At 43.8% G+C, this 26,314-nt stretch carries 25 protein-coding genes; 15 read left to right on the plus strand and 10 right to left on the minus strand.

Annotated elements, in window-relative coordinates; genetic code table 11:
* Nucleotides 1-7: 7 nt before the first annotated feature.
* The 12 genes from rpsR (at nucleotide 8) to A0128_RS07730 (ending at nucleotide 13,260) form a co-directional block, all read left to right on the plus strand.
* The gene (gene rpsR, locus A0128_RS07670; protein ID WP_069606969.1) at nucleotides 8-322 is read left to right on the plus strand and encodes a 30S ribosomal protein S18; all 315 of its coding nucleotides are present in this window, start codon (nucleotides 8-10) and stop codon (nucleotides 320-322) included.
* A 9-nt stretch (nucleotides 323-331) separates the two neighbouring features.
* Nucleotides 332-781, plus strand: coding sequence for a 50S ribosomal protein L9 (rplI, locus tag A0128_RS07675; protein WP_069606970.1), 450 nt, complete (start codon nucleotides 332-334; stop codon nucleotides 779-781).
* A gap of 19 nt (nucleotides 782-800) precedes the next feature.
* Complete coding sequence (gene dnaB, locus A0128_RS07680) at nucleotides 801-2,129, plus strand: replicative DNA helicase (protein ID WP_069606971.1); 1,329 nt, start codon at nucleotides 801-803, stop codon at nucleotides 2,127-2,129.
* A gap of 41 nt (nucleotides 2,130-2,170) precedes the next feature.
* On the plus strand, nucleotides 2,171-3,976 hold the full coding sequence (gene aspS / locus A0128_RS07685) for an aspartate--tRNA ligase (RefSeq protein WP_069606972.1): 1,806 nt from the start codon (nucleotides 2,171-2,173) through the stop codon (nucleotides 3,974-3,976).
* A gap of 109 nt (nucleotides 3,977-4,085) precedes the next feature.
* On the plus strand, nucleotides 4,086-4,967 hold the full coding sequence (locus tag A0128_RS07690) for a PhoH family protein (RefSeq protein ID WP_173662786.1): 882 nt from the start codon (nucleotides 4,086-4,088) through the stop codon (nucleotides 4,965-4,967).
* 4 nt (nucleotides 4,968-4,971) lie between these two features.
* Nucleotides 4,972-7,398 (plus strand): HD family phosphohydrolase, encoded by a 2,427-nt coding sequence (locus tag A0128_RS07695; protein ID WP_069606974.1) that lies wholly within the window; start codon nucleotides 4,972-4,974, stop codon nucleotides 7,396-7,398.
* 38 nt (nucleotides 7,399-7,436) lie between these two features.
* The gene (gene ybeY / locus A0128_RS07700; RefSeq protein WP_083244087.1) at nucleotides 7,437-7,892 is read left to right on the plus strand and encodes an rRNA maturation RNase YbeY; all 456 of its coding nucleotides are present in this window, start codon (nucleotides 7,437-7,439) and stop codon (nucleotides 7,890-7,892) included.
* Complete coding sequence (recO, locus tag A0128_RS07705; RefSeq protein ID WP_069606975.1) at nucleotides 7,865-8,650, plus strand: DNA repair protein RecO; 786 nt, start codon at nucleotides 7,865-7,867, stop codon at nucleotides 8,648-8,650. The genes ybeY and recO overlap by 28 nt, the downstream gene beginning before the upstream one ends.
* Complete coding sequence (locus A0128_RS07710; RefSeq protein WP_069609191.1) at nucleotides 8,634-8,879, plus strand: hypothetical protein; 246 nt, start codon at nucleotides 8,634-8,636, stop codon at nucleotides 8,877-8,879. Before recO ends, A0128_RS07710 begins: the two co-directional genes overlap by 17 nt.
* A gap of 288 nt (nucleotides 8,880-9,167) precedes the next feature.
* A complete protein-coding gene (argS, locus tag A0128_RS07720) occupies nucleotides 9,168-10,928 on the plus strand; it encodes an arginine--tRNA ligase (protein WP_069606977.1) in 1,761 nt (586 codons plus the stop codon).
* Nucleotides 10,928-12,184, plus strand: a complete 1,257-nt coding sequence (locus tag A0128_RS07725) for a nicotinamide-nucleotide amidohydrolase family protein (protein WP_069606978.1) — start codon at nucleotides 10,928-10,930, stop codon at nucleotides 12,182-12,184. The genes argS and A0128_RS07725 overlap by 1 nt, the downstream gene beginning before the upstream one ends.
* Nucleotides 12,181-13,260 carry a WD40 repeat domain-containing protein gene (locus tag A0128_RS07730; RefSeq protein WP_069606979.1) on the plus strand — a complete coding sequence of 360 codons (1,080 nt, stop codon included), beginning with the start codon at nucleotides 12,181-12,183 and terminating at the stop codon, nucleotides 13,258-13,260. The genes A0128_RS07725 and A0128_RS07730 overlap by 4 nt, the downstream gene beginning before the upstream one ends.
* 323 nt (nucleotides 13,261-13,583) lie before the next feature.
* Here A0128_RS07730 and A0128_RS07735 read toward each other — a convergent pair whose 3' ends face one another.
* The 5 genes from A0128_RS07735 to tpiA all read right to left on the minus strand — a co-directional run bounded on the left by A0128_RS07735 (nucleotide 13,584) and on the right by tpiA (nucleotide 17,666).
* On the minus strand, nucleotides 13,584-14,576 hold the full coding sequence (locus A0128_RS07735; RefSeq protein WP_069606980.1) for a response regulator transcription factor: 993 nt from the start codon (nucleotides 14,574-14,576) through the stop codon (nucleotides 13,584-13,586).
* Entirely contained in the window at nucleotides 14,576-15,709 is a 1,134-nt protein-coding gene (locus A0128_RS07740) for an LIC_12097 family sensor histidine kinase (protein ID WP_069606981.1), read from the minus strand. The genes A0128_RS07735 and A0128_RS07740 overlap by 1 nt, the downstream gene beginning before the upstream one ends.
* A 6-nt stretch (nucleotides 15,710-15,715) precedes the next feature.
* A complete protein-coding gene (lenA, locus tag A0128_RS07745; RefSeq protein ID WP_069609192.1) occupies nucleotides 15,716-16,390 on the minus strand; it encodes an endostatin-like outer membrane lipoprotein LenA in 675 nt (224 codons plus the stop codon).
* A 61-nt stretch (nucleotides 16,391-16,451) separates the two neighbouring features.
* Nucleotides 16,452-16,805, minus strand: coding sequence for a preprotein translocase subunit SecG (secG, locus tag A0128_RS07750; RefSeq protein ID WP_069606982.1), 354 nt, complete (start codon nucleotides 16,803-16,805; stop codon nucleotides 16,452-16,454).
* 108 nt (nucleotides 16,806-16,913) lie between these two features.
* Nucleotides 16,914-17,666, minus strand: coding sequence for a triose-phosphate isomerase (gene tpiA, locus A0128_RS07755; RefSeq protein ID WP_069606983.1), 753 nt, complete (start codon nucleotides 17,664-17,666; stop codon nucleotides 16,914-16,916).
* 254 nt (nucleotides 17,667-17,920) lie between these two features.
* Here tpiA and A0128_RS07760 point away from each other — a divergent pair, with 254 nt between their 5' ends.
* Nucleotides 17,921-18,697 carry a hypothetical protein gene (locus tag A0128_RS07760; protein ID WP_156781907.1) on the plus strand — a complete coding sequence of 259 codons (777 nt, stop codon included), beginning with the start codon at nucleotides 17,921-17,923 and terminating at the stop codon, nucleotides 18,695-18,697.
* A gap of 139 nt (nucleotides 18,698-18,836) precedes the next feature.
* Here A0128_RS07760 and A0128_RS07765 read toward each other — a convergent pair whose 3' ends face one another.
* From A0128_RS07765 to lepB, 5 genes are all read right to left on the minus strand, one after another.
* Nucleotides 18,837-20,027, minus strand: a complete 1,191-nt coding sequence (locus A0128_RS07765) for a phosphoglycerate kinase (protein WP_069606984.1) — start codon at nucleotides 20,025-20,027, stop codon at nucleotides 18,837-18,839.
* 3 nt (nucleotides 20,028-20,030) lie between these two features.
* Nucleotides 20,031-21,038 (minus strand): type I glyceraldehyde-3-phosphate dehydrogenase, encoded by a 1,008-nt coding sequence (gene gap / locus A0128_RS07770; protein WP_069606985.1) that lies wholly within the window; start codon nucleotides 21,036-21,038, stop codon nucleotides 20,031-20,033.
* Between the two features lie 145 nt (nucleotides 21,039-21,183).
* A complete protein-coding gene (locus tag A0128_RS07775; RefSeq protein ID WP_069606986.1) occupies nucleotides 21,184-21,591 on the minus strand; it encodes a response regulator in 408 nt (135 codons plus the stop codon).
* Nucleotides 21,588-23,039: a sensor histidine kinase gene (locus A0128_RS07780; RefSeq protein WP_069609194.1), complete on the minus strand. Its 1,452-nt coding sequence runs from the start codon at nucleotides 23,037-23,039 to the stop codon at nucleotides 21,588-21,590. The genes A0128_RS07775 and A0128_RS07780 overlap by 4 nt, the downstream gene beginning before the upstream one ends.
* A 559-nt stretch (nucleotides 23,040-23,598) precedes the next feature.
* The gene (lepB, locus tag A0128_RS07790) at nucleotides 23,599-24,159 is read right to left on the minus strand and encodes a signal peptidase I (protein ID WP_069606988.1); all 561 of its coding nucleotides are present in this window, start codon (nucleotides 24,157-24,159) and stop codon (nucleotides 23,599-23,601) included.
* Between the two features lie 115 nt (nucleotides 24,160-24,274).
* On the opposite strand from lepB, the gene A0128_RS07795 reads away from it, so the two are divergent.
* Nucleotides 24,275-24,817 (plus strand): gamma carbonic anhydrase family protein, encoded by a 543-nt coding sequence (locus A0128_RS07795; RefSeq protein ID WP_069606989.1) that lies wholly within the window; start codon nucleotides 24,275-24,277, stop codon nucleotides 24,815-24,817.
* A gap of 260 nt (nucleotides 24,818-25,077) precedes the next feature.
* Nucleotides 25,078-26,148 (plus strand): hypothetical protein, encoded by a 1,071-nt coding sequence (locus A0128_RS07805; protein ID WP_069606991.1) that lies wholly within the window; start codon nucleotides 25,078-25,080, stop codon nucleotides 26,146-26,148.
* Nucleotides 26,149-26,314 lie beyond the last annotated feature (166 nt).

A 26,314-nucleotide genomic window follows, 5' to 3' on the forward strand; every position in this document is an offset into this window, starting at 1 on the left:
AACACTTATGAGTGAGAATGAAGTAAAAGAAGAACGATCTGAAAGATCGGAACACAGTAGCGAAACTTCCAGTGAAATGGAAGGAAAGCCACAGAGAAAACAGAATAAATACAAGAAGAAGGTTTGCCGTTTTACTGCGGACCCGGAACTTGCAAAACAAATCAATTATAAGAATATTGAACTCTTAGAAAGATTTATCACGAACCGTGGTAAAATCATTCCAAGAAGAATCACAGGAACCAGCGCTCGTTACCAAAGAGTTCTCGCGCGTGAAATCCGCAAAGCAAGAAGCATCGGTCTTCTTCCTTACAAGGTTAACTGAGGTACCAACATGAGAGTGATCTTACAAAAAGACGTTATCAATCTCGGGGACGCAGGCGACCTGAAAGAAGTTGCGGACGGTTACGCAAGAAATTTCCTTTTCCCGAAAAAACTCGCGGTTCGCGCGAACGAAGGAAACACAAAAGCGGCTCTTCACCAAAAGAAACTGGGCGAGCTCAAACGTGAAAAACGCAAAAAAGCGATGGAAGGTTTTTCCTCTAACTTAGTCGGAAAAGAATACGAGATTCTCGTAAAAACCGGCGGCGGGGATAAACTCTTCGGAGCGGTAACTCCTATGGACGTAGCTTCCATTCTAAAAAAAGATGGAATCGAACTCGATAAGAGAAAAATCGAGATCGCGGAGCCTATCCGCAGTCTGGGATCTTACAAGATCAAAATTCGCCTTGCAGAAGGAATCCAGCCTGTCATTACGCTTCACGTAAAAAAAGAAGAAGAGTAATCCTTCTTTAAAAGGGACGATGCAGTCCGACTCTTTATACGAACCGGAATCCGAAAGAGCCTTCTTAGGATTCCTTCTTCTCAAAGGAGCGGACAACCTCATTGATGTTCCCGTTGCTCCGGAAGACTTTTATGTGGATCTCCACAGACGAGTCTACCGGGCGATTACGGATCTCGTTGATAAACGAATCACGATCGATCCGGTTTCGGTCCTCAACTTTCTCAAAGAAAATTCACTTCTCAAAGACGAAGAAAAAGAATTCAATTATATCTATTCCCTCTATCGGGATACGGTCGTTACACAACCGCTTCCATACTACGCGACTCGGATCAAACGATTCTCGGAGCGGAGAATGTATGCGAAGATTCTCCAGGATTCTCTCGAACTCATTCGAAAAGAACCCGGGGACAACGAATCCGTCTTCAACACGGTAGAAAAAAATCTCACCGAAATTTCCAGAAGTATAGACGCTAAGGGTCTGTTGCCCGTGTCCTCGGACAAGGTTGCCCTTTCCGATTACATTATGGAAATCATGAAGAATCGGGGGCAGATCACCGGTCTTCGAACCAACTTTACGAAGTTAGACGAGGCGACCTCCGGCTTAAAGGAACACGAGCTTATGATTCTCGCTGCTCGTCCCGGTAACGGTAAAACGACGTTCGCCCTGAACATCGCGTCTAACGTGGCTCTCGTTTACAACCAACCCGTGGTCATCTTTTCTTTGGAGATGAGCCGGATCGAACTCCTTCTCAAAATGGTCTGCGCGGATTCTCAAGTGGAATCCATGAAGCTCAAAAAATCCGAACTCACCCGGGCTGACGCTCCCAAACTTTTGGAATCGATCGTTCGTGTCACTTCGGCGCCGATCTATATTGACGACTCGGGCGGTTTGACCATCGACGACTTTAAAGGTCGAGTGCGGAAACTTCTGACCACCGAAAAGATCGGTCTGATCGTCGTGGATTATCTCCAGCTCATGAGCGATCCGAAAAGTAAGGACGGAGGTCGTCAACAAGAGGTCTCCTCGATTTCTCGTTCCCTCAAACAGATGGCGAAAGAAGCGAGATGTCCGATCATCGCGCTTTCTCAGATGTCTCGGGCGGTGGAGCAGAGATCCAAGGATCAAAAACCGCAACTTTCCGACTTACGGGAGTCGGGCGCGATCGAGCAGGATGCCGACATCGTCTCCTTTATCTACCGAGAAGAGAAGGTAAAGGCCGACGACGAGATCACTCCCGAGATGCGAGGAAAGGCCGAGATCATCATCGCAAAGAATCGTTCGGGGCCTATCGGTTCTTTTCATCTTGCCTTCCGGCCCGAGCTTAGCAGATTTGATAATATAGATTAGTTCTTATCTCATTCGATCAATACAACAGGAAATAGAAATCATTGGAACACTGGATTCAGGAAAATTATAACAAACGCTCTTGGGCGGGAGAATTGAACGAGTCTCTGGAAGGTAAAAAAATCGTTCTCTACGGTTGGTCGTTTCGATTCCGCGATCAGGGCGGCGTGATCTTCATCGATCTTCGGGACAGAACCGGGATCATTCAAGTTGTAGCTCGCAAAGAACTCTTAGGAGACGCCTTCACACTTGCGGAAAAGGTTCGTTCCGAATACGTGATCGCGGTGGAAGGAACTCTCAAAAAAAGAGACGCAGAATCCATCAATCCAAGGATGCCTACCGGAACGATCGAAGTCGTTTTGGATAAATTATCGATTTTGAATGCAGCCAAAACTCCTCCATTTTCCTTGGATGAGTTTGACGATATCTCCGAAGAACTCAGACTCAAATACAGATATCTGGATTTCCGAAGGGAAGAATTGAAGAATCGAATGCTCAAACGTCACGAGTTCGTATTCGCAATTCGTAATTATCTCAACAAACGCAAGTTTGTCGAAATCGAAACTCCGATCCTAAACAAATCCACTCCGGAAGGCGCGAGAGACTTTCTTGTTCCTTCTCGTCTCAATCCGAATCAGTTCTACGCGCTTCCTCAGTCTCCTCAGATCTTCAAACAGATCCTGATGGTCGGCGGAATGGAACGTTACTTTCAGATCGTGAAATGTTTTCGAGACGAAGACTTGCGCGCCGATAGACAACCCGAGTTCACTCAGCTCGATATGGAATTCTCATTCGTGAGTCAGGAAGAAATTCTCGCGGAGATGGAAGGTCTGATCTCGAACGTTTATAAAGAAGTTTTTAATATTCAGCTTTCGACTCCTTTCCCAAGAATGACCTACAAAACCGCGATGGAAGAATACGGATCCGATAAGCCCGATCTTCGTTTTGGTATGAAGCTCGTAAACGTTTCTGAGATCGTAAAGGACTGCGACTTCAACGTATTCTCCGGAGCCGTAAAAGGTGGAGGAACCGTAAAGGTCGTTTGTGTTCCGGGCGGTTCTACGATCTCCAGAAAAGAAATCGAAGACTACACCGCGTGGTTGAACCGAGACTACAAAGCCAAGGGCCTCGCCTACATGAAACACGGCGCGGAAGGTTTGGAATCTACGATCACAAAACGTTTTAAAAAGGAAGAATTGGAAGCGATTTCCAAAGCCTGCGCTTCGAAAGAAGGGGACATGCTTTTTTTTGGCGCGGACGAATCCGATATCGTCAATCATTCGTTAGGCGCTCTTCGTTTGAAACTTTCCGAAAGATTTGAAACTCCCAAAGAAGGGGATACCAATATCACCTGGATCGTGGATTTTCCTATGTTCGAATGGAACAAGGACCACAAACGTTGGGACGCTCTGCATCACCCGTTTACTTCTCCCTCGGACGAAAGTATTCCTTATTTTGAATCTATGGAATCGCTTCAGAAGAATGCGGGCAACGCGACCGCAAAGGCTTACGACCTTGTGATGAACGGCGTCGAAATCGGAGGCGGTTCGATCCGGATCCATTCTCGAGACGTTCAAAATCAGGTGTTCCGAGTTCTCGGAATCGAAGAGGAAGAGGCTAAGGAAAAATTCGGATTTTTACTCGAAGCCCTCGAATACGGAGCTCCACCTCACGGCGGTTTGGCGTTCGGAGTCGATCGGATTCTAATGCTTCTCACCGGCGGAAAATCGATCCGGGACGTGATCGCATTCCCGAAAACCCAAAAAGGACTTTGTTTGATGAGCGAATGCCCTTCTCCTGTGGAAGAAAAACAACTCCAGGAATTGAAGATCAAACTGGTTAAGGTATAAACTTATTTCCTTGCGCAAAGAACAGTTCAACTTCGAAAACCAAGACCTCTATCGGAAGATCTGCGGGATCAACGACGAAGGGGTCAAGATTCTTGAAAAACAACTCGAGATGGATATCCTCCCCAGAGGGAACGGTTTTCAGATCGAAGGTGAGTCTGCAAAGGTGGACTTCGCACTCGACTTTTTTAGAAAACTCGAAGCGAACTACCGCGAACGTCCTGACCGGGACTTTACAGATTCATTCGACTTTGCTTATATTCTAAAAGACGCAGGTAAGGAACTCCGCAAAAAAAAGGTATGGGAGACCGAGACGGATCGGACCATGCCTTGGAAACCATCGGAAAAAATTCTCACCACCTATCGTGGAAAACATATCTTCCCGAGAACTCGAAATCAGGAAAATTATTTCCGATCCTTTCAAGACAATCTGATCACGTTCGCACTCGGTCCTGCGGGAACCGGGAAAACGTTTTTGTCCGTGGCAACCGCCTGTAGATTTTTACAAGCCGGAACGATCGATAAAATCATTCTTACAAGACCCGCGGTCGAAGCGGGGGAGAATCTCGGATTTTTACCCGGAGATCTCAATCAGAAAGTGGACCCTTATCTTCGTCCGGTTTATGACGCCTTGAACGAATGTATCGGCGCCGAAAAAACTCAAGAGTACATTTCTCTTACAAAGATCGAAATCGCTCCCGTCGCTTTTATGCGTGGAAGAACTCTTTCTAATGCGTTTATCATTTTGGACGAGGCTCAGAACTGTACGCTCGCACAGCTCAAGATGATTATGACCCGTTTGGGCCGAAATTCCCGCATGTGTATTTCCGGAGATTCGACTCAAATCGACTTGGATCACGGTCGTTCGGGACTCGAAAAAGTAGTGACTTTATTCAAAAACACGGATCAAATTGGAATGGTGTTTTTCGGGAAAGAAGATATTACCAGACACCCGCTCGTGGAAGTAATCGTTCGCAAGTTCGAGGAGTTGTAATCGTATGCCCAGTCCGGGAGAACAAATTGAGTCCGCGATGGCTTGGATTACGGACACCTTAACCCGGGTCCGGCCGATTCTTTTTGTTCGAAGGCTTCAGGTCGTTTTGGTTGTTATCACCTTGTTTATGGTGACCTGGATGCTCGCGATTCCGTTCTTTGGTCAGGACAAAATGGATCTTTCTCCGGACGGTCTTTATTCGGAAGGAAAAACCGCTCCTGAAAAAATCGTCTCCGCAAAAGATATCGTCTATGAAGACGAAGACAAGACCAAGGCTAAAAAACTCACGGCGTATCAGTCAGCTCCTTTTGTTTTCGATCGTGACTACGTCGTCCTCCAAGATTTTATCAACAAAGCCATCCAAGAGGATATGGAGAATTTTCGTTCCTTCAAGCCGAGTGTAGAAGGAAAAGCCTATCCCGAACTTTTGAACGTAGTTCCCAGATGGAAGAATCGTTCCAAGGAAGAAATCGAACTTCTTTACAAAACTCCCGGAAAAGGGAAACTCAAAGATCTCGTTCAACAGTATTCTAATTTAGTATTTTCTTCTTTTTGCATATTGAGGGATCTGCCTCCGGATTACGCGACTCTGAAATCTTCCGGCGCAAGGGTTCGTAACCAGGGAATCAAAGAACAGATCTCGAACTTGGAAGGGGCTTATATCATTCCGAGGTCGTTTTTATATAGGGACCCGGATACGGTAAACATTCTGACTCGTATGGCTCAGGAAAAACTTTCTCGTATGGATCCGGCTGTCCTTCCGGTCGTTCAGAAAATTTCCCTGAGTTATATCTATTCCAGTCCTTCTTGTTCGTATAACGAAGAAGAGACGCTTTCTCTTAAAAAATTTGCGTCCGATCGTGCGGAACCGGTCAATTCCAGGATCCTCGCGGGGGACGTGATCGTAAAATCCGGGGAGATTATCACTCCGGAAATATTCAAAAAACTGCAAATTGTAAACACATACGCGACAAGAGCGAACATCGCTTCGATCATTTCCATTCTTCTGATTCAAACTGTTTTTGTCGTTATCATCTATATTTTCCTTAAAAAATACAATCCGAAACGACTCAACGACGTTTCGAGTAACGTGATCGTGTTTTCTTTGATTTGGTTTTTGGTTTTGAGTTGTACGATCGCTTCCAGAATTTTCTTTAACTTCGAGACCAAATACGATACGATCTTTTATTTCGCTCTCTTTGTTCCAGTGGGAATGGTTTGTCTGATCATAAGTTTTATCTACGACGAACAACTTTCGATCGCGATCGGATTCTATCTTTCCTTCTTTGTTTTTATGGCTTCGCATTACAATCCGACTTCGTTTATGCTCGGATTTGTTTCCTGCATCGTTTCCGCGAGTTATGGAAGAAATCTCAAAAAACGAATCGATTTTATCAAGGCCGGTTTATACATCGCAGGAGTTCAGATCATCATCGCTTCGAGCGGTTATCTTTTTGATTCCAGAAATTATTGGGTTGCGATCCCGAGCGGTTCTTGGCTCAAAGATTTGATAGAATCCAATATCTTTAAGTTGTATGTCCTCTGTCTGATCAACGGGTTTGCTTGTTCGACCGCGGCGCAGTTTTTACTTCCGATCTACGAATATCTTTTTAACGTACCGACCCGTTTTAAATTGCTGGAATTGGCCGATACGGGGCATCCGTTGTTGCAAGACCTTCTTACAAAAGCTCCTTCGACTTATACTCATACTTTTTTGGTCGCGGCTCTTTCCGAACGAGCTTGTCAGAATCTAGGGCTCGACTGGCTTCTTACGAGAGTGGGAGTTTACTTTCACGATATCGGCAAGATTCCAAACGCCGGATTTTTTGTGGAGAATCAGCATTTGATTCCCAAAAAAGAAAACATCGATAAGAACAATCCGGCGCTCGCAGCTAAGATCGTCATCGATCACGTGTTAGACGGGATTGAAATGGCGAAGAAGGCGAGACTTCCAAGGGAAGTAATCGACTTTATTCCGGAACACCACGGAACTTCTACGATGGCTTTCTTTTATCACAAAGCTCTTTCGGAACTTTCTCCCACTCAGAAGAAAAAGCTTAAGAAGGAAGACTTTCAATATCCCGGTCCGAAGCCCCAGAGAAAGGAAACCGCCATCGTGATGATCGCGGATTCCTTGGAGGCGGCTTCGCGTTCTCTGGAAGAAATCACTACGGAGTCCTTGGACAATCTGATCACAAAGATCATCAGCATCAAACTCGCGGAAAACCAATTGGACGAATGCGGATTGACCCTCGGAGATCTCGAGGTGATCAAAGCTTCCTTCAAAGAAGTGTTATTATCCAGTCTTCATTCCAGACCTAAGTATCCAAGTATGGAAGCGACCAAGGCTCTTGAAAAAAAGAATCCGCTGAGCTCGTCTTCCAACGGTCATAAGAATTCAAAAACCACGGTTTCGGGGAAAGGAAACTGACCACCGACTTCATTTCCATTTCGAACGACTACGGAAGAATCCCTTGGTGGAATGAAGAAGAAGTCCTTCGGAACTGTAAGATCCTATTTCGAAAAGAACTCGGAAATTCTTCCTGCGAACTGAGTCTTTTGCTCATAAGAGATTCCGATATGAAAGAGATCAATCTTCTTAGAAGAGGAAAGGACAAAACCACGGACGTTCTTTCCTTTCCCTTGGAATTTGATGCTTCTCCTTTGAGTGCAATTCTCCAACAAAGAGCAGGGAAACCGCATTCTACCTTACCTCCGATCGCGTTAGGCGAAATTGTGATCTCGATCGATACTCTTAAAAAACAAGCTCTCGAAATCGAACATTCCGAGAAGGACGAATTCTATCGACTGTTAGTTCATGGCTTTTTACATCTCCTCGGTTACGATCACGAACGCGGCGAGGAAGAAGAAAAAATTATGAAGGCAAAGGAAGACGAATGTCTGGAAATTCTCCAGGATCTTTAAGAAAGATGCGCGGGATCGTCTTGGAGTCCAGAGAGATTCCGGGAGGAGACGCGGTCATTCGTTTGTTACCGGAAGAGGGGATCGTAGAAAACTTTCGAGTTCGAGGAATTCGAAAAAGTAAAACGAGACCGATCGCTTCGGTGGAACCGGGTTCTCTCACGAGCGTGGACTATTACAACGCGAGAAATCAGCAAGAGATACATAACGTGAAAGAGATCGCTCTCCTCAATCGTTTTGACCGCGCGAAAGCCGGTTATCTTGGGATGGTTCTCGTTTCCTATCTCGTCGAACTCGCTTCTTCTTTTACTCCGGACGGCGCGGAACATCCCGGAGAATTTAGACTTCTTTCCGGGGCTCTGGAAGAACTGGAGGAGAACGGTCCTTCGATCCTGATTCTTCCCTTTGTAAAACTTCGTCTTCTTGTCTCAGGAGGATTTCTTTCAAAGGAACTTCTCTGTCATTCCTGTGGAACCCCGTTAAAAGAGATGACTTCCGTAACGTTGCAGACTTCTCCCTTGGAAGTCGTTTGTGGAAATTGTCTTCATTCCAATGAAAATGATCTCGGTCTTGTTCAGTGGATTCAAACTTTTTTAATGTTACGTTTTCGAGACTTGAAGGAAAGAAAAATCTCTGTTGATACAATCCTGGACCTCGACAGAATTTGCAATCGGATGCTCGAGCCGATCCTTCGAAGGAAACTCAAATCGACTTCCACACTCTACGAAGCTCTGGGAGAGAATCTTGGAAAATTTAATTAAGACCGTTCTATTGTTTTTCTATTTTTCGATCCTCTTATTCCTTGTGATTTTGGACATCCGCTGGGATCAAAAGACGCCTGTTCAAATTCCCGTGCAGGTCGAAAGAGAAGAAAGGGGAAGACGATCAATACTTGTTTCCATGCTTGACATTAAAAAAATGGTATTTCAGGAACTGGAAATCAGTTGGGAAAATTCTAAAAAGAAAAACGTATTCTATGAAAGGAAATAACCGTATCGAAACGCATTTTATATTCCGCTTAAAGTCGAAAGAATGTTTGGAAAGGTTATGATTCAAAAGGGTGGTTTTTGTCGGAGTTCCGACAAGGGAAAACTTCTACTTGCAAAATTTGATTTTTGTGGTAAAGAGGAATTTCCCGATTTTTTCCACCACCCACCCCTCCACCCGAGTTTGGGCGGGGCGGATTTTCACGGAAAAATTGTCGTACTTCCGACGGGTTCCTTCTCAAATTCAAACAACGTGTAACCGGCTTGTCGCCCTCAATGGATCGCTCTTAAAATGAAAGAAACTGAAACGCTCAAACAAATCGTATTAAAAGTTCTGGAGGAAGGGGTGAAGGAAATCACTTCTGCCTTTCCGGATTTGGACCAGAGTTCCTTAAAAATAAAAATTGAATATTCCAGAGACGAGAAGTTCGGAGACTATTCCACCTCGTTCGCATTAGAAAATTCTAAATTACTAAAAAAGAATCCGGTTCAGGTTTCGCAAGACCTTGTCGCCGCGTTACAAAAAAGAACTGACCTCTTTGAGACTGTCGATTTTACTCCTCCGGGATTCGTCAATTTTAGAATTCTTCCCTCCTTTCTTTTAAAGTTTATCGAATCTTCCATTCTTTCCGGAAATTATTATCCGAAAGTATCGAACCCCCTTAAGATCAACTTAGAATTCGTATCCGCCAATCCGACCGGACCGTTGAACATCGTTTCGGCGAGAGCGGCCGCTATGGGGGACGCGATGGCGTCTCTTTTAAAAGCAATCGGTCATAAGGTAGATAAGGAATTCTATATCAACGACTTTGGAAATCAAGTTTTCTTACTCGGCGTTTCTACTCTCGTTCGAATTCGAGAACTCAAAGGGGAATCTTCATCGATCCAAGAAGCCGAAGACACGACTCCGATCGAAACGATCCTCGAAAAAAATATTCTTCCGTCCGAAGGTTATCGGGGAGAATACATTAAGGATATTGCAAGTTCTCTCTTGAAGGACGCGACAAAATCCCCTCAAATTGAATCTCTCCTAAAGGAAAAAAAATACAGGGAACTCGCGGAACTTTGTTCCGTCTGGACCGTAGAAGACAATCTCGTCTGGCAGAGAAAGGATTTGGACGCGTTTGGAGTCGAGTTTGACAACTACTTCAGCGAAAAAACACTTCACGACGCCGACAAAGTTCTGACCGTGATGAAAGATTTGGAAAAATCCGGAAAAATTTTTGAAGAAGACGGGAAGAAAGTTTTTCGTTCCACGGAATACGGAGACGATAAGGATCGTGTCGTGGTCAGAGACGACGGCCGACCGACTTACTTGCTCGCTGACATCGCGTATCATAAGAATAAGATCGAGAGAGGATACGATCGTATCATCGATATCTGGGGACCCGATCACCACGGTTATATCGCGAGACTTTCCGGTGCAATTCAATCCTTAAACTATCCAAAAGAAAATTTCAAAGTGATCATCGCACAACAAGTCAATCTTCTCGAATCAGGACAAAAAGTGAAGATGAGCAAACGTGCGGGTTCCTTTCAAACCATGAGCGATCTCATCGGCTTTTTGGGGAAACACGGCAAAGACGTGGGACGTTATTTTTTTGTAATGCGTTCTCTCGACGCACCTCTCGATTTTGACTTGGATCTTGCCAAGGACGAATCGGATAAGAATCCGGTTTTCTATCTTCAATACGCCCACGCGAGAATCTGTTCGATTTTTCGAGAAGTCGGAAACGAAACCTCCGCGGAAGAAGCTTCCAAACTCGAAATGTCCGAGGAGAGAAAACGACTTCTTTTCTGGATTGCAAGATATCCGGAAGAAATATTAGATTCTGCGAATGCGATGGAACCCCATCGTGTGACCAATTATCTCCAGAGTTTTGCGAAAGCGTTTACAATTTTTTATTTAGGAAGGAACAATCGTCTGAAGGACGCAACTCCCGAGGTTCGCCTTGGGCTCGCGAGAATCTGTCTTGCATCCAGAGATATTCTCTTTCAAGGTCTTTCTCTGATCGGAGTTTCAGCCCCGGAAAGGATGGATAAGGAATCCTAATGTCAGAACCGAAGATTATAGTTCTTTCTACTGGCTCGGAACTCACATCCGGAAGAAGTCAAGATACGAATTCCTCTTGGATCGCAAACGAACTCTTTGGGATCGGCTTTTCGGTTTCTAAGTTTGTTGTTCTTCCCGACGATCCAAATGTCTTAGAAGAAGAAATCGGAAACCTCGCAAAAGAATCCACAAAAGAAAGACCGGTACTGATGGTGATGACCGGAGGACTTGGCCCCACGGAAGACGACTATACATTAGAAATTTCTTGTAAGCTCGCCGGCGTTACTTCGATAGAAAGTCCCGTCGCGAGACAGAGAATCGAAGCCTTCTATCGTCTCAGAGGAAAGAATTTTGAAGAAGCGATGCAGACTTCGATTCGTCAGATCTCGGTTCCTGAAACTTCCATCATCTTAAACAACAAGGTAGGAATCGCTCCCGGATTTATTTTAAAGTTAGGCGAGAATGCGACCTTGAGTTGTATGCCCGGTGTTCCGGGAGAAATGACCGAGATGTTTAGAGAAGAGTTATCTCCTTGGATTTCGAAGACATTCTCCGCAAAGGAACTTCATTCCGGTTTTCGCTTTATCTGGTGGATGAGTGAATCTCTCTTTCAAAAAGAATTTATATCCAAAGAAGAATCGATTACAAACGGATCCGTCGTATGGGGTGTTGCCGCTAAACGCGGTTATATTCGCGTGAGTTTTCAATCGGGAGATCGAAAGCTCGTGGATTCTCTTTTAGAGAAGCTCGATCAGGTTTATGGAGCAAAATCAACTCCGGATATCTTTGAAGAATTACCTAAGATTCTCATCGAACAAAAAGTCACAGTTGGAACGGCGGAGAGTTGCACTGGCGGTTTGATGGCTAAGACCTTTACGGATCGTGCTGGATCCTCCGCTTATTTTTTTGGCGGAGTTGTTTCTTACGATAATAGCATCAAGGCGGGACTTCTTGGAGTAAAACAAGAAACATTAGACGTCTTTGGAGCCGTCAGCCGAGAAACTGCGAAAGAGATGGCGGAAGGAGCACTTTCGTCTTTGAAAACGGATTATACGATCAGCGTAACGGGGATCGCGGGGCCGGGCGGCGGAACCGCACAAAAGAAAGTAGGGTTGGTCTATTTTGGGATCGCTCAAAAAGGCGGAACCACCGAAATCCACGAACACTACTTTCCGTTTCCAAGGGCCTCCTTTCGCGAATACGCGGCTCATACTGGAATGTATTTATTATACGACTTATTGAAGAGGAAAGGATGAAACTTCTACCGATTGCGGGATTTAGCATATTCTTTACGATAGTGTTTTTTTATTTATTTGGAAATCCGTATCAAGCCGCTGTGGGAATCCAGAAGGTATGGGCGTTTTCTAAATCGGCTCACGCCGGTATGGCCCCCGATCCCCGTTTTCAGTGGAACCCCGAAGAAAATCTAAACGGTTATAAACACGAGAATTCTTATTATACCGTCCAGAGTTCAAACGGAATCGCGTTAGACGACACAAGAAGAATCGAATATCCCCTTAACGCGAAAGGATATCTGGAATATAAAAAGATCGGGGCTGAAGTGAATTTCTATTCCCCATCCGGAGAGATTCTCTGGACAAAAGAATACAGAAGTTATCCGAGAATTTCTCCTTCCGGAAATCTTGTTTTGCTCGTTGCGGGAGATCATAATCAGGTGATACTTTCCGATATCAACGGAAATGAAACCGGCGTGAAAAAAATCGACGGTCGTTTTTTGACGGACTATTCTTTTGCTCCCGATTCTAAAATTTGCGGAGTTCTTTTTTCGGGCGGCGAGTTGTTTGTTTTGGACTCTAAGGGTGGAATTCTTTTTAAAAAAGAATTGGGTTCCGAAAAAACTCCGGTCTTTGCTAAGAGTCTTTCTCTTTCTCCCGATGGAAAGAAGACGGCGATTCATCTTTTAAAAACTAACAAGGATCAGATTCTCGTTCTGGATGAAAAGGGAAACGAGGATTCTTCTTATGAATTGGATTCGATTTATCCGCATAAGGTTTATTTAGCAATTTCTAATACGGGTGAAGTGTTGGTTTCCGCTCCGGATAAAATTTCCTTCTACGACCGATCTGGTAAAAAGGGTTTGGAGGCGAAGCGAACTTCCGGCACCGGAGTCTATCAAACCGTCTTCCATAACGGGGATTGGTTTGCGGCTGAGTTGAATTCCGAGATTCTTTTTTTGGATGAAAAAGGAAAAATCTTAAAAAAAGAAAAGATCAAAATTTCCGATTTTCCGGGTAGATTTTTTCCTTCCGGCAAAACAGGTTCGGTCGTTTTGGAAACTGGGAAGGAATTGTTCCTTTATAGAAATTTATAATATTCTTATATAGTGAATCTTCTAACTTATTCCGACAAAGTGTTCTTTTTTAAAAAATGGCTTGCAACGGACTTCAAGTCCGTTTTGAGATAACGTCGCGTAGACTTTGATTTCGGGCCGTAGACATTCTAACTTGTTCTGACAAGATATTCTTTTTTAAAAAAGCTTGCAACGGACTTTAAGTCCGTTTTGAGATAACGTCGCGTAGACTTTGATTTCGGGCCGTAGACATTCTAACTTGTTCTGACAAGATATTCTTTTTTAAAAAAGGCTTGCAACGGACTTCAAGTCTGTTTTCCGATAAGATCGGAAAATTCTTAACTTCAGACTTCGTAGATGGACAAAGATTTATAACTTTTGTTTCCTTGTTTATCCAGAAGCGCGATGATTTCGGTTCTTTTATCTTTCTCGATGTTAAAAATTAACTGATCTGAAATTTCGCGACAGATATAAAGACCTCTTCCGTGAGAATCCGCGAGACCGGGCGGAAATCCGGTGGCCTCGTCGACCGTGATATGACGATCGAGTCTTTTTAAGATTTCTTTTTTATCCAAGGAACCGAAATGATCCCGGATCACGATGATGAATGTATTGTCGGCGATCCCGTATCCGATTTCAAAGAAGTCGGATTCTGCGAGCTGAATGTTTTCCAATGGAATCACAAGATCTCGAGAGGGGAGCTCGTATTGATATTTATAATTTCCTTTGGAATCTCTCGGCGCCCGAATCATCGCGTTAGACGTAAGCTCTTCTAAGATTTGATTGATCGCATTCGGAGCTCCTTTTTCCACGAGAAACTTCGCGATACGATTGCAGAGAAAGTTTCTCTGTTCGTCCGAATAGATCCTTTTGTAAACGATACTTTCCGGTTGAGGGACTGAAAATTCTCGATCTTCCGCTTCGGATTCTTGAATGATAAAATCCGGACCGAAGTATTTTTCAACTCCGAAGATGTCTTTGGTGAGAAGTTTACGAACCATCACCGAGATCAACTTGATATCCAAAAAAGAATATTTCGGAATGATGTTCCAGATTCCGTGTTTGTATGCGAAGTTGATGTAGTCGTTGATATTGTATGCGGTCATCAACGTATAAAGAACCTGAGGAAATTCGTGCTGTATCGTTTTGATGAGATCGAGTCCGGTTTTTCCCGGCATTCGAATATCGGTGATCACAAGATGGATCTCTTCTTTTTTAAGAATCTGAATCGCTTCGTCGTAATTCTCCGCGTCAAAAACCCGATACATTCCGTTCAGCAAATCCTTGATCGCCTCTCGAATCGAATGAATGTCTTCTACGATGAGAATGTTGTACATCAGGAAGAATACCCGTTGTTCTGAGTAAAGGGTAGGGAAACTCTGAAACGAGTTTTCCTTTCGAACGATCTGACCGACAATTCTCCTCCGTGTTCTCTTACGATCGAATGACAGATCGAAAGTCCGAGCCCGGTTCCGATTCCAGTCTTATTCTTCGTGAAGAACGGAGAAAAGATTTTGTCGATGAGATTGTCCGGAATTCCACCGGCATTGTCTTCCACGATGATGTGGACCATGTTTCTGGTCTTTCTTACTTCCACGCGGATCTTTCCTTCTCCATAGTCAAAGGCTTGGAGAGAATTCTTAAAGAGATTGATAAAAAGGCGTTCCATCTTTACCGGATTGAACTGAAATATAGTTCCGGGTTCGCAGAGAATTTCCCAGGTAATATTTTTTGATAACACGGGATAAACCCAAACCACGTTTTCCTTTGCTTTTTGGATCGTCTCGGAAATGTCCGCGGACGTGGTTACGAGTTTGTCCGGTTTTGCAAAGCTGATGATATCGGAGACGATCATCGCGGCGCGCGTTAGATCCTCTTTCATCATATCCAAACGTTTTTTAAAAAAGTCCGGATCAATGGAAGTAAGATTGTTCAAAAGACTCTGCAAAGTTAAACTCATTCCCGTAAGAGGGTTGTTGAGTTCGTGCGCGACTCCGGAGATAAAAATTCCCAAAGAAGCAAGATTTCGAATTCTTAGATTCTCTTCTTCCTTTTCTTTGATTCTTGTAATATTGCTTACTTTCTCCAAAACGGAACCGATGAGTCCGTCTTTTTCGATCGGATAAAAATCCAGATATAAGGTTTCTTTTTGTCCTCTTGCGGAATGGAAAATCTCCCGATTGACGTCGGATTTCGGATATTCAAAATATTGATTGAAGTTTTCTTCTCCGGTTTTCATTTCCTTCATCGGACAATAAGGACAAACCGCGGTTCGATTGTAGAGGACCTCGTAGCATTTTTTCCCTATAATGGAGGAAAACGACGGTTGACCGGAAAATTCGAGCGTGGATCGGTTGACCCTCCGAATACGAAAACCCGGATCGATCAATACCAATGGCTCGGTAATCCCATCCAAAATGGACTGTAGTTCACCGGCTCTTTCTAAGAGATTTTCCTGCAACGAGGACATGAAGATTCAATATTGTAGAGAATCTTTAAAAGTTTGCAGTAACTTTTTTTTATTTTTTGCGGATTCCTGGTTCTGCATTTCATGAAGTCTCAGGACTTGCACAAGAAAATCCTCTAAAAGTTTTAAGTAAAATTCTTGCTTAAACGCGGATCTTTCTCGGTTGCTTCCTTCATCCGGAAGAAACTGAATCGGATAACGCATTTCTTTTCCGTTCCGATTGGACTCCACGAGAATATCGTCCACGTTCTGATCCAGAGGAGTTTCGTCGATCAAGCGGATGACGGTCACATCGGAACCGTCCGCATTCTCAGCTTTTACTTCCGTTATGACTCGAGAAAGAGTGGTTCCCGTAAATTCCAAAAGGATCGATTTACTCTCCGCTCTTTCGATCCCGCTTCTTCCTTCGGAAATGGAATGTTTCGTGACCTTGATTCCCTTTCGATTGGGAAAGTTTCCTAAAAAAGAAATATAAGTTCCGCTAGGAACGGAATCGATTCTTTCTAATTTGATAAGTTCTCTTGCGACTCCGAGGTCTTCGTAAATTCTTAAAATTCTTCGATTGAGAATGGAAGCGGTGCTCGAAGAAGTCGCTTTGTGATCGTCAGTTTCTCTTCCTTCTGAAAACAGAGAGAACGCTACAAAGAATGAAAGAAGGAAAAGAAAGAATCGAGAGGAAAGAATTTGGATCAGAGAAGAAAGAACTTTCGTAAAAGATTCTTCTCTGATTTGATTTCGTCTGAAATTAAGGAGTGGTTGCCGGCGCCGCAGGAGCCGCGTTGGGAGCCGGAGTCGTAGTAGGTGTATTGTTTTCACTTTTGGTCTCCTCTGGAGGTGCGGTCAGAGTCGGTGCTGTTTCCGGCATCAGTTTATCTTCCTTTTTTGCAAAGAGAAAGGAAAGAAAAAGAGAAAGAATGATAAAGAGAATCGCGGTCACTCTGGTCGCTTTGGTAAGAACGTCCGCAGTGGAAGAACCGAAAACGGATTGGCTGGAGCCCCCGCCTAAAAGTCCTCCACCCTTGCCGGTTTGAATCATAACGAGTAAAACCAGAAAGAGAGAAACAACAACGAATAATGTAAGAATGACTCCGTTTAACATATCAGTTCCTGAAAAAAAATTGAATCCTTTGCCAGATTATGAATCCGCAGAGGAGTGACAATTAAAATACTCTCCTCTGGTAGCTTCTCCGACCAGTTTCAGCGGGTTTTAGAAGAGTCCTTGATAGGAATCGATCTTCTGACTGGCTCCTCCCACGAGTCCTCCGTCGATATCTTTTTCCTTTAAGAGTGCGGTAACATTGTCCGGTTTTACCGAACCGCCGTAAAGAATCGAAAGGGATTCTGCAACGCCGGAAGCTCCCACAAAAAGACCCGCGACTTCCTTGCGGATAAAAGCATGAACTTCCTGAGCCTGGGCCGGGGTCGCCACTTTTCCGGTTCCGATCGCCCAAACGGGTTCGTAGGCAAGAATCAGGTTCGAGAAAGAATTACTTTCGATTCCTTTTAGGCCTTCTTTCACTTGGGAAGCGATGACTTCGAAGGTCTTTCCCGATTCTCTTTCCGCTAAGGTTTCCCCGACACAATAGAGGGCGGTATATCCGTTCTTTAGAAGGTAGTGGATTTTTTCGTTACAGAAAGAACTGGATTCTCCCAAGAACTGTCTTCTTTCGGAATGTCCGATCATTACGACCTTAACTCCGATTTCTCGAAGTTGTTCCGGAGAAGTTTCCCCCGTAAACGCAGCGAGTCCGGATGGGTAGCAGTTCTGTGCTCCTACGACGACTCCGGTTCCTTCCAAAATTCTTGCGACGCTCGCTAAGTGAAGGGGGGAAGGGAATACCATCGGGATTCTATCCTTTGCGACGCTTGGAATTTTTTCCTTAATCGATTGTGCCAAAGAGATGGCTTCCTTTTCGGAAAGATTCATTTTCCAATTTCCGGCGATCACTGTCTTGCGCATGGTTTCCTCATTGATTATGATTTCGTGAAAGATGGGAAGAGTTTGTGGGAAAGCCTGTTGGCTTCAAGGACTTTTTAAGTTGGAATGTTTCCTACATCCTAATTCGCTGTGGAGGAATTCCGGATCGGATTCGCAAAAATACCTGCTTGATAAAGAAGCGAATAAAATTCATTCTTCGTATCGCAGATCAAAAGTATCAGTGATGAATTTGAAAAGGAAGGTTTGATTTGAATCTCACTCTGTATTCTAAATGGATAAAACGATTTTTTTTATTCTGTTGTATTCTCCCGTTTTTTTCGCTTCCATCCAACAGTCGGGCTCCGGAATCCGTTACGGCCGCACCGGGAAGTATCTTGTTTTCCAAATCAAAAAACGTTCGTTTGGAGGAGGAGAAATTATCTATTTTCTGTGAAGACAAATGTTCGATAAAGGCAACGTATAAGATCAATTCTTTACAAAAGGGAGATTATCTTTTTTCTTTTGTTTTACCTGCGTCCGCAACGTTGGAAATTCTTCACAATCAAAAAAGAATCTCGGTCGCGTCTAAAGAAAAAAAATCCCTGAAAATACTTTCCCAAGCTATGAGAGAACAAAAAAAGGAATATGGGCAATGGAAGCCTTTTGATATTCCTCATATCGCTGAGTTTCAGCTCGAACTCCCCGTTGGAATTCAAGAATTAGAAATCCTTTATACGATGCGACCCGGACAGAATGAAACTGGTTTTGGATATCTTTCTTTTGGAAATTCCGATTTCTGGGGAGTGATAGAATACGATCTTTGGCCCGCCAAGGAATGGGTTTCCGAAAATTTTAAACTTACTTTCGAGATGAGCGTTCAGGAAGAGCGGAGCTTTTTCTTTTTCGGAAGACGAACCGTAGAATGTTTCGACGCGAAGGATTTGCGTCGAAACAAATTGGAGCCTTCGGAAGAAACATTCAAATCGGGAAATCGGATTCTTACCTATCGATTTGGATTTCAATTTCCCGATGTCCTTCGATGTTTTTACGATATGGACGGGGCCCTCTACTGAGTTATTGAAAGATAGAATTCGGGTTTAGGATTCTATAATATTCTAAAATTTGATTTGTTGAAAAGAGGCAGAGGATCGGTCGCAAACGGATCCGTTTCTCACAGAAGATCGGGATCCGCGCTTGTTTTTGAATTCGAGTTTATTCGGATTCTTTTTTCTTTAAGGCTTCTACGCCTGGAAGTTTTCTTCCTTCCATAAATTCTAAAGAAGCTCCGCCGCCCGTCGAGATATGAGTGATCTTATCCGCGACTCCGGCCTTGTTGATCGCCGCGATGGAATCTCCTCCGCCTACGACGGTCTTTGCTTTGGATTTTGCGATCGCCTTGGCGAGAGCCATCGTGCCGCCCGCAAATTTATCCATTTCAAAAACTCCCATCGGGCCGTTCCAGAAAATGGTGCCCGCGTTCTTGATGATCTTTTCGTAGTTTGAGACGGTTTTGGAACCGATATCCATTCCCATCCAACCGTCTAAAATTCCCATCTTATCCACCGACTTTGTTTTTGCTTTGTCGCTGAATGAATCTGCGATGATATGATCGACCGGAAGTTGAAGATCGACTCCGGCCACTCCGGCTTTTTCGATCAACTGAAACGCTTGCACTTCAAATTCTTTTTCCACAAGAGAATTTCCCACAGGAACCGCTCTGGATTTTAAGAATGTATAAGCCATTCCTCCGCCGATAAGAAGGTGGTTTACCTTATCAAAAAGATTGGTAAGAACCTTAATCTTAGAAGAAACCTTCGATCCACCGATGATCGCCACAAAAGGACGAGCCGGTCTGGAAAGAAGCGCCGAAAGTTCTACGATTTCTTTGTGCATCAAAAGTCCCGCGTAGGCGGGAAGAAGATGTGCGATTCCTTCCGTAGAAGCGTGAGCTCTGTGAGCCGCTCCGAAGGCGTCGTTTACATAGACGTCCGCGAGCGCCGCGAGCTTTTTAGAAAAACCCGGATCGTTCTCTTCTTCTTCCTTGTGAAAACGAACGTTTTCGATTACGAGGATTTCTCCGTCTTTTAATTCTTTCGATAACTTAACTACGTCGTCTCCGATCACGTTCTTGGAAAAAAGGACGTTTGCTTTTACGAGTCCTTTGAAAGCTTCCACGACGGGAGCCATGGAGAATTCAGGATTCACTTGTCCTTTAGGTCTTCCTAAATGACTCGCTATAATGACACGGGCTCCTTTTTTCAGGAGGAGCTCGATGGTCGGAAGCGTTTTTTCGATTCTTGTTTTGTCGGTGACTTTTCCGTTCTCAATCGGAACGTTAAAGTCCACTCTTAGGAAAACTCGTTTTCCGGCGAGGTCGACGTTTTCGAGTCTAGGCAATTCCATGAATTAACCTTTTTTCGCCATATAACGGATGAGATCGAGAACTCGGTTCGAGTATCCCATCTCATTGTCATACCAAGAAACCAATTTGAAAAATCTAGAATTCAATTCGATACACGCGTCCATATCAAAGATGGAAGAAAGGGTAGAGCTCACGAAGTCGTTGGATACGACCATGTCTTCGGTGTAACCCAGAATTCCTTTCATTGCCCCCTCGGATTCCGCTTTCATTTTCGCTGAAATTTCTTTTAGAGAAGTTTCTTTTGTAGTTCTTACGGTTAAGTCTACTACTGAAACGTCTGGCGTTGGAATTCGGAAAGACATTCCTGTGAGTTTTCCGTTTACTTCCGGAATACAAAGTCCGACCGCTTTCGCGGCGCCCGTAGAAGCGGGAATGATATTTTGCATGGCTCCTCTTCCTCCGCGGAAATCCTTTTTAGAAGGTCCATCAACGGTGGGTTGAGTTGCGGTAGTCGCGTGAATCGTGGTCATCAAACCTTCTTCGATTCCAAAATTATCGAGAACTACTTTTACGATCGGAGCCAGACAGTTGGTCGTGCAGGACGCGTTAGACACAACGTGATCGGTTGCTGGGTTGTATTTTTCGTTGTTTACACCCATTACGAAAGTAGGGATGTCCTTGTCTTTTGCCGGAGCGGAGATCACGACTTTTTTGGCTCCGGCTTTGATATGTTTTTCCGCGCCGACTCTGTCAGTGAAAAGTCCAGTGGACTCGATTACGTAGTCTACTTTCAAATCTTTCCACGGAAGTTTTTCAGGATCTCTTTCCGAAACGCAGAGAACTTTTTTTCCGTCTACGATGAGTTCTTTTTCGGTATGTTCTACGGTTCCTTGAAATCTTCCGTGAGTGGAATCGTATTTGAGTAGGTAGGCCAGGTTATCAGGAGTAACTAAATCATTGATTGCGACAAATTCCAGATTGGGGTCTTTGATTCCTGCTCGGAAAACGAGTCTTCCGATTCTTCCAAATCCGTTGATGGCTATTCTAGTCATTTTCTTCCCTTTGTTGTTTAGATTTATTCAAGATCTCCCGTTTCCGACGGACGCCGAATGGGGAGAATTTTTAAGATTTGATTACAGTATTTTCCTGGAACATTCTCTTGAAAATCTGTTTTTTCCGGAGAAAAGGAGAGGATTTTTAAAAATAAACCTCGAAAATATCGTTCAGCATCGCCTCCGTGAGGGGCTTTGTCTTAAAGTCGGAGAGAATTCCGAATTCTTTCGCCTTTGCCCGATCGTCCGGATTGTCCGAAGTCGTGAGCATTACGATTACGATCTTTCCCTGGAGTTCTTTGGGAAGCGCGTCGTATTCCTCGAGAAACTCCCAGCCGTTCATTCCGGGCATATTGATATCCAGAAAGATCAGATCGGGACGAGGGTCCTCCGGACTGGCAACCCTTCCTCTGAGATATTTTAAGGCGTTTTCTCCCGATTGTTTCGAAATCACCTGATCCGCAAAGTTCCCTTTCCGAATGACACGTTCGTGAACGAAATTGTCGGATTGGTTATCGTCGACGAGAAGGATACAATTTACTTTCTTGTTCATATTCTTAGATTCGGAATCGTAAAATAAAAAGTGCTTCCGAGATTTTGAGTCGATTCTATCCAGATCTTTCCACCGTGCAACTCTACAATCTTTTTGCAGTTTGCAAGACCGATTCCGTAACCTTCGTATTCGGAGTCGTGATGAAGTCTCTGAAAAATAAAAAAGATACGATCAAAGTATTTGGAGTCTATTCCAATTCCATTGTCTTGAATCGAAAATTGCCAGAGATCGCCTTGTTGACTTACTCGAATCTGAATTTCGGGAGCCGTTCTTTCCTTTCTAAACTTGATCGCGTTTGCGATGAGATTCTGGAGGAGTTGTCTGAATTCCACTTCGTAGACTTGCAGAGAAGGGAGTTCGTCCTTTGTAATTTTCGCTCCGGATTGAAGAATCAAACTTTCCAGATCGGCTCTGACTTCTTCAAACAAAGTATTACAATCCACGCGGATCAGTTTTCTATCCCTTCCGATTCTGGAATACATGAGAAGCGCTTTGACGAGGGCGCTCATTCTTTTGGTCGCGAAGTTGATCGTCTTGAGATGCTTGTGCGCCGTGGAGTCTAACGTATTTGCATAGTCTTCCTGGAGAATTTGAATATAATTCGAGACGGTGCGAAGTGGTTCCTGCAAATCGTGAGAGGCGAGATAAGCGAACTGTTCCAATTCCTTATTCTTGGCTTCGAGTTCGTTTTTACGGATGAGTGTCGTCTCTTGGATCTTACGTTGTGTGATATCGATGATTGACGCAAGGACCATCGGACCTTCGTCGGTATCGATCGGGTTGAGACCGATTTCGACCTGAATTTCGGTTCCATTTTTTCTCAAAGCAAAAAGATCTCTGCCGGCGCCCATGGAACGAACCGAAGGCTCCGCAAAAAAACGATCTCTGTGATCGGGGTGTTCTCCTCGGAATCGATCGGGGAGAAGAATTTCGAGTTTTTGTCCGATCAATTCTTCTCGATCGTATCCAAAGAGTTTTTCGGTCTGATTGTTGACGAGGGAAATCGTGCCTTCGTGGCTCACGAGAATCATCGCGTTGGGAGCGGATTCAACCACGAGACGAAATCGTTCTTCGGCTTTTTTACGTTGTGTGATATCGATGATCGAAGCAAGAACCAAAGTCCCGTCTGCGGTTACGACCGGATTGAGTCCGATCTCGATCGGGAATTCGATCCCGTCCTTTCTCAATCCGAAAAGATCCCTTCCGGCTCCCATGGGTCTGACCTGAGGAGAATCAAAGAAAGAATTTCTGAAATCGGGATGGCGGTCTCGATATCGAACTGGAATCAGTTCTTCGACGATTCGTCCGACGAGTTCCGTTCTGAGATATCCGAAAAGTTTTTCAGTTTGAGCGTTGATAAAAACAACTTTTCCCTCTTTATTTACGAGGATGATCGCGTTTGGCGTGGATTCCACCATCAACTGAAAGGTAAGCTCGGAGAGTTTCATGATTTTCAAAAATTGTAAAATGGAATGTATTTTTGCTTGGTTTTGAATTTCTGCATATAAAAAGAAACCAAAAAAAAAGATACAAGTCTCAAGAAAGGATTGTTTCTTAGAGAATTACAAAAAAAGAAAATACAAGAAATTTCCAAAGTCAAATCTTAAAACATAAATTATCTATATATTCAAGAATTCTATATTAGAATTTATAGTTTTTTAAATTGAAGAGAAATTTCGTATTTGCTCAGTCAAGAAAAAATCTTTTCAAAAAAAGCCTGAATACGGACTTTAACGTCTGTTCGAATTCTATTTTTGACGTTTTTTTAGGAAGGAATGTGAAAAAAATTTCCTTTGCTCGTAGGCCCGTCTTAACGGATGGATTTCTTTTCTCAAAAGATTCTTTAGAAAAATCGAAACCGGGACGAAAGCCCGAAAGGAAAGGGCCGAAATTGGATGGGTTTTTTCATCCGGGGACGTTTAAAAAATTTTAGACTTGGTTTGTAAGAAAACTTTTAGAAGAGAAAAACTCGGAGAAAAGCGGGGAGTTCCCACATTTGTCTAAGGATTAAAGGGCTTTTCCTAATATGTTCTCGATAGGGATTGGGCCAAAATCTCTGGAATCGGAGCAAGAATCTCGGTTATCACAGAGGATAAAGTAATCTCTGTCCTTGAGAATGAGAGGTTCCGAATTGTCCCTTCCTGAAAAACTCGCGGGGAAAGGTCCGCGCTTGTCTTCAAATTGAAGGGTGTAACCGGCGCCGGATCCAAGATTTTCTTCCGGATTGTTGTTTCTAAAGAAGACCTTATTCTTCATTTGAACCGTTTCTCCGGGTTTTCCTGCGATACGGGAGAAAACAACTTTTCCTTCTTGTGTAGGATGTCTTACAAGAACGAGATCTCCGAGATAGAGATTGGAACGGTCTACAAAACGGGAAAAATAAATTCGAGTTCCGGGAGAATGGCCTGGGAGCATGTCTCGATTCTCCAAAACAAAAGGAAAGATAAGAAAGAATCGGATGAGGAAGGCGATGACTGCTCCGACGATAAGGCCGATCCCCGCTTGTTTTAAGAGGGACTTTATTTTTTCTCTTCTTTCTTTTTCCTGATTGGAAGAACTGCGGCTCATGCGTGCATTCTTTTCTCTCGAAGAATGGGGTCAAAAGAAAATCTTTTTTTTAGACTTGTTTTGAAGACTCCCGAGGAAAGTCCTGGAAAGGAAGGAAAAGAGAGGGAAGCGCGAAATGAAGTCAAACTATCAGGTTCTAGAATACATGGGAAAAAAACCGCAGATCCACGAATCTGTTTTTTTGGCTCCGGGTTCTCAGGTAGTCGGAGACGTAGTGATAGGAAAAAATTCTTCGATTTGGTTTCAGACCTTGGTGAGAGGAGACGTGAATTACATTCGAATCGGAGAGAATGTAAACATTCAAGATCTCACGGTGATTCACGTAGCAAGGGATGTTTATCCGGTCGAAATCGGAAACAACGTTTCGATCGGACATAGGGCGACGATTCACGGATGCAAATTGAAAGACAATTCTTTCGTGGGAATGTGCGCAACGTTGATGGACGACGTTGAAGTTGGAGAATTTGCTTTCATCGGCGCGGGATCGCTGGTAACACCGGGGAAAAAAATTCCTCCAGGAGTTTTGGTGATGGGTTCTCCCGGAAAGATCGTGCGTGATATTACTGAAAAAGAAAGAGAGATCATCACAAGAACGACAGGAAATTATATCAAATACAAAGAGAACTATCTTCAAGATCCGTTTTATTCTCGGAGTTAAAAAAAGAGAGAATAAGAAAAAAAAGGATGAGAAATGTTTAAGAGTGAAGAGGTCGTCGTCCACGGAAAATCTGTCGTAACTACGACGAACCTCCGTGAAAGCCGCGCGCCCCACCCTGATTGGGTGGAGGAGGTGGGCAGGTGGGAGAAAAGCGTGAGACTTTCCTCTAACACAAAGACCAACTTTTATCAAGAAGAATTCCCCTTCACAATTTTCGTCGTACCTCCGACAAAACCTTCTCTGAGAGAAAGGAATTTTCTATGAATTCAAATCGTCTTCCCGGGGTTTATATCCGCGGAACCGGGGTCATCGGCTGGCCTCTTGCGTCTCTTCTTTTGATTCTCCAGGAAAAACTAAAACAGTTCCAGGTTTATATCGAGCCCTTTCGTCTAAAGGAATCCGAAATTCCGGCGATTCTTTCTCTCGTTGAAAAAGGAGCGATCGTCGTAGAAACGACGGATAACGACGTCGCAAAATTCTTCCCTGAATTTATCAAAAAAGAAAACGCGCTCTTAGACGCCGTTGTTCTTTGCGACTGTTCTCCTTCCGGAGTGGCCGATTCGAGGATCTCAGAATACAATACATCAGAATATTCTAATATTAAAATGTTTATAGCCCAGGGAAGCGAACACAAATTCGGTCCTCAGTTTATGTATCCGGACACGAGGACTTCTCTGGATAAAATTCTTCCCAAGATGATTCACGTCGCGACCTGCAACACACATACTCTCGCGGGATCACTTCGCTTATTAACGGAAGAATCTCCTAAAGAATTGGAATCGATCCTGGAAGAAGCCGACTTTCTCGTAATTCGCCGTGACGCGGATATGGCAAAAGACGATCCCCACGTTACCGGACCTCTTTTGGTTAAACCGGAAGCGGAATGGGGAACACATCATAGTAGGTTGTTAAACGAACTCTATTCTCAAATCGGAATTAAAATTCCGGTGACATCGTCTTCGGTTACGATCAATTCTCCGTATATGCATTTGGTTCGTTTTCGTTTTCGTCTTAAAAAAACTCTGAAAAAAGAGACCGTCTTAAAACGGCTGCAGAACGATCCTTATCTTTCGACTACGAATCTCATTTCCACAAATTCGATCTTTTCCTCGGGAAGGGATCGCGGACTTTATGGAAGAATCTTTTCTCACGCGGTCATTCCTCTTGGTTCCTTGGAGATTTTGGAAAAAGAAATCAGAGGTTACGCGGCGACGCCGGGAGATTCAAACGTTCACGTCTCGACGATCTACGCGGTTTTCAAAACTCTCGGGATAGAATTTGGTCCGACGGCTGAGTCTTTTCTCCAGAGCGTGGTTCTTCAGGAAATCTAAGATTTTTCCCGAGATAAGTAGGAACTCACACTTTTCTTCCAAACCGAGGATGTCGAAAATTCCGCTCTTTTGTAAAAAGAATCCTCTGCAAAGGATTTTTTTTCTTGAATCTATTTGTTATATTGAAATAAATGTCTAATATAACAACATCTAAACTCAAAGAACC

It is taken from the genome of Leptospira tipperaryensis (assembly GCF_001729245.1).
Classification (GTDB): domain Bacteria; phylum Spirochaetota; class Leptospiria; order Leptospirales; family Leptospiraceae; genus Leptospira; species Leptospira tipperaryensis.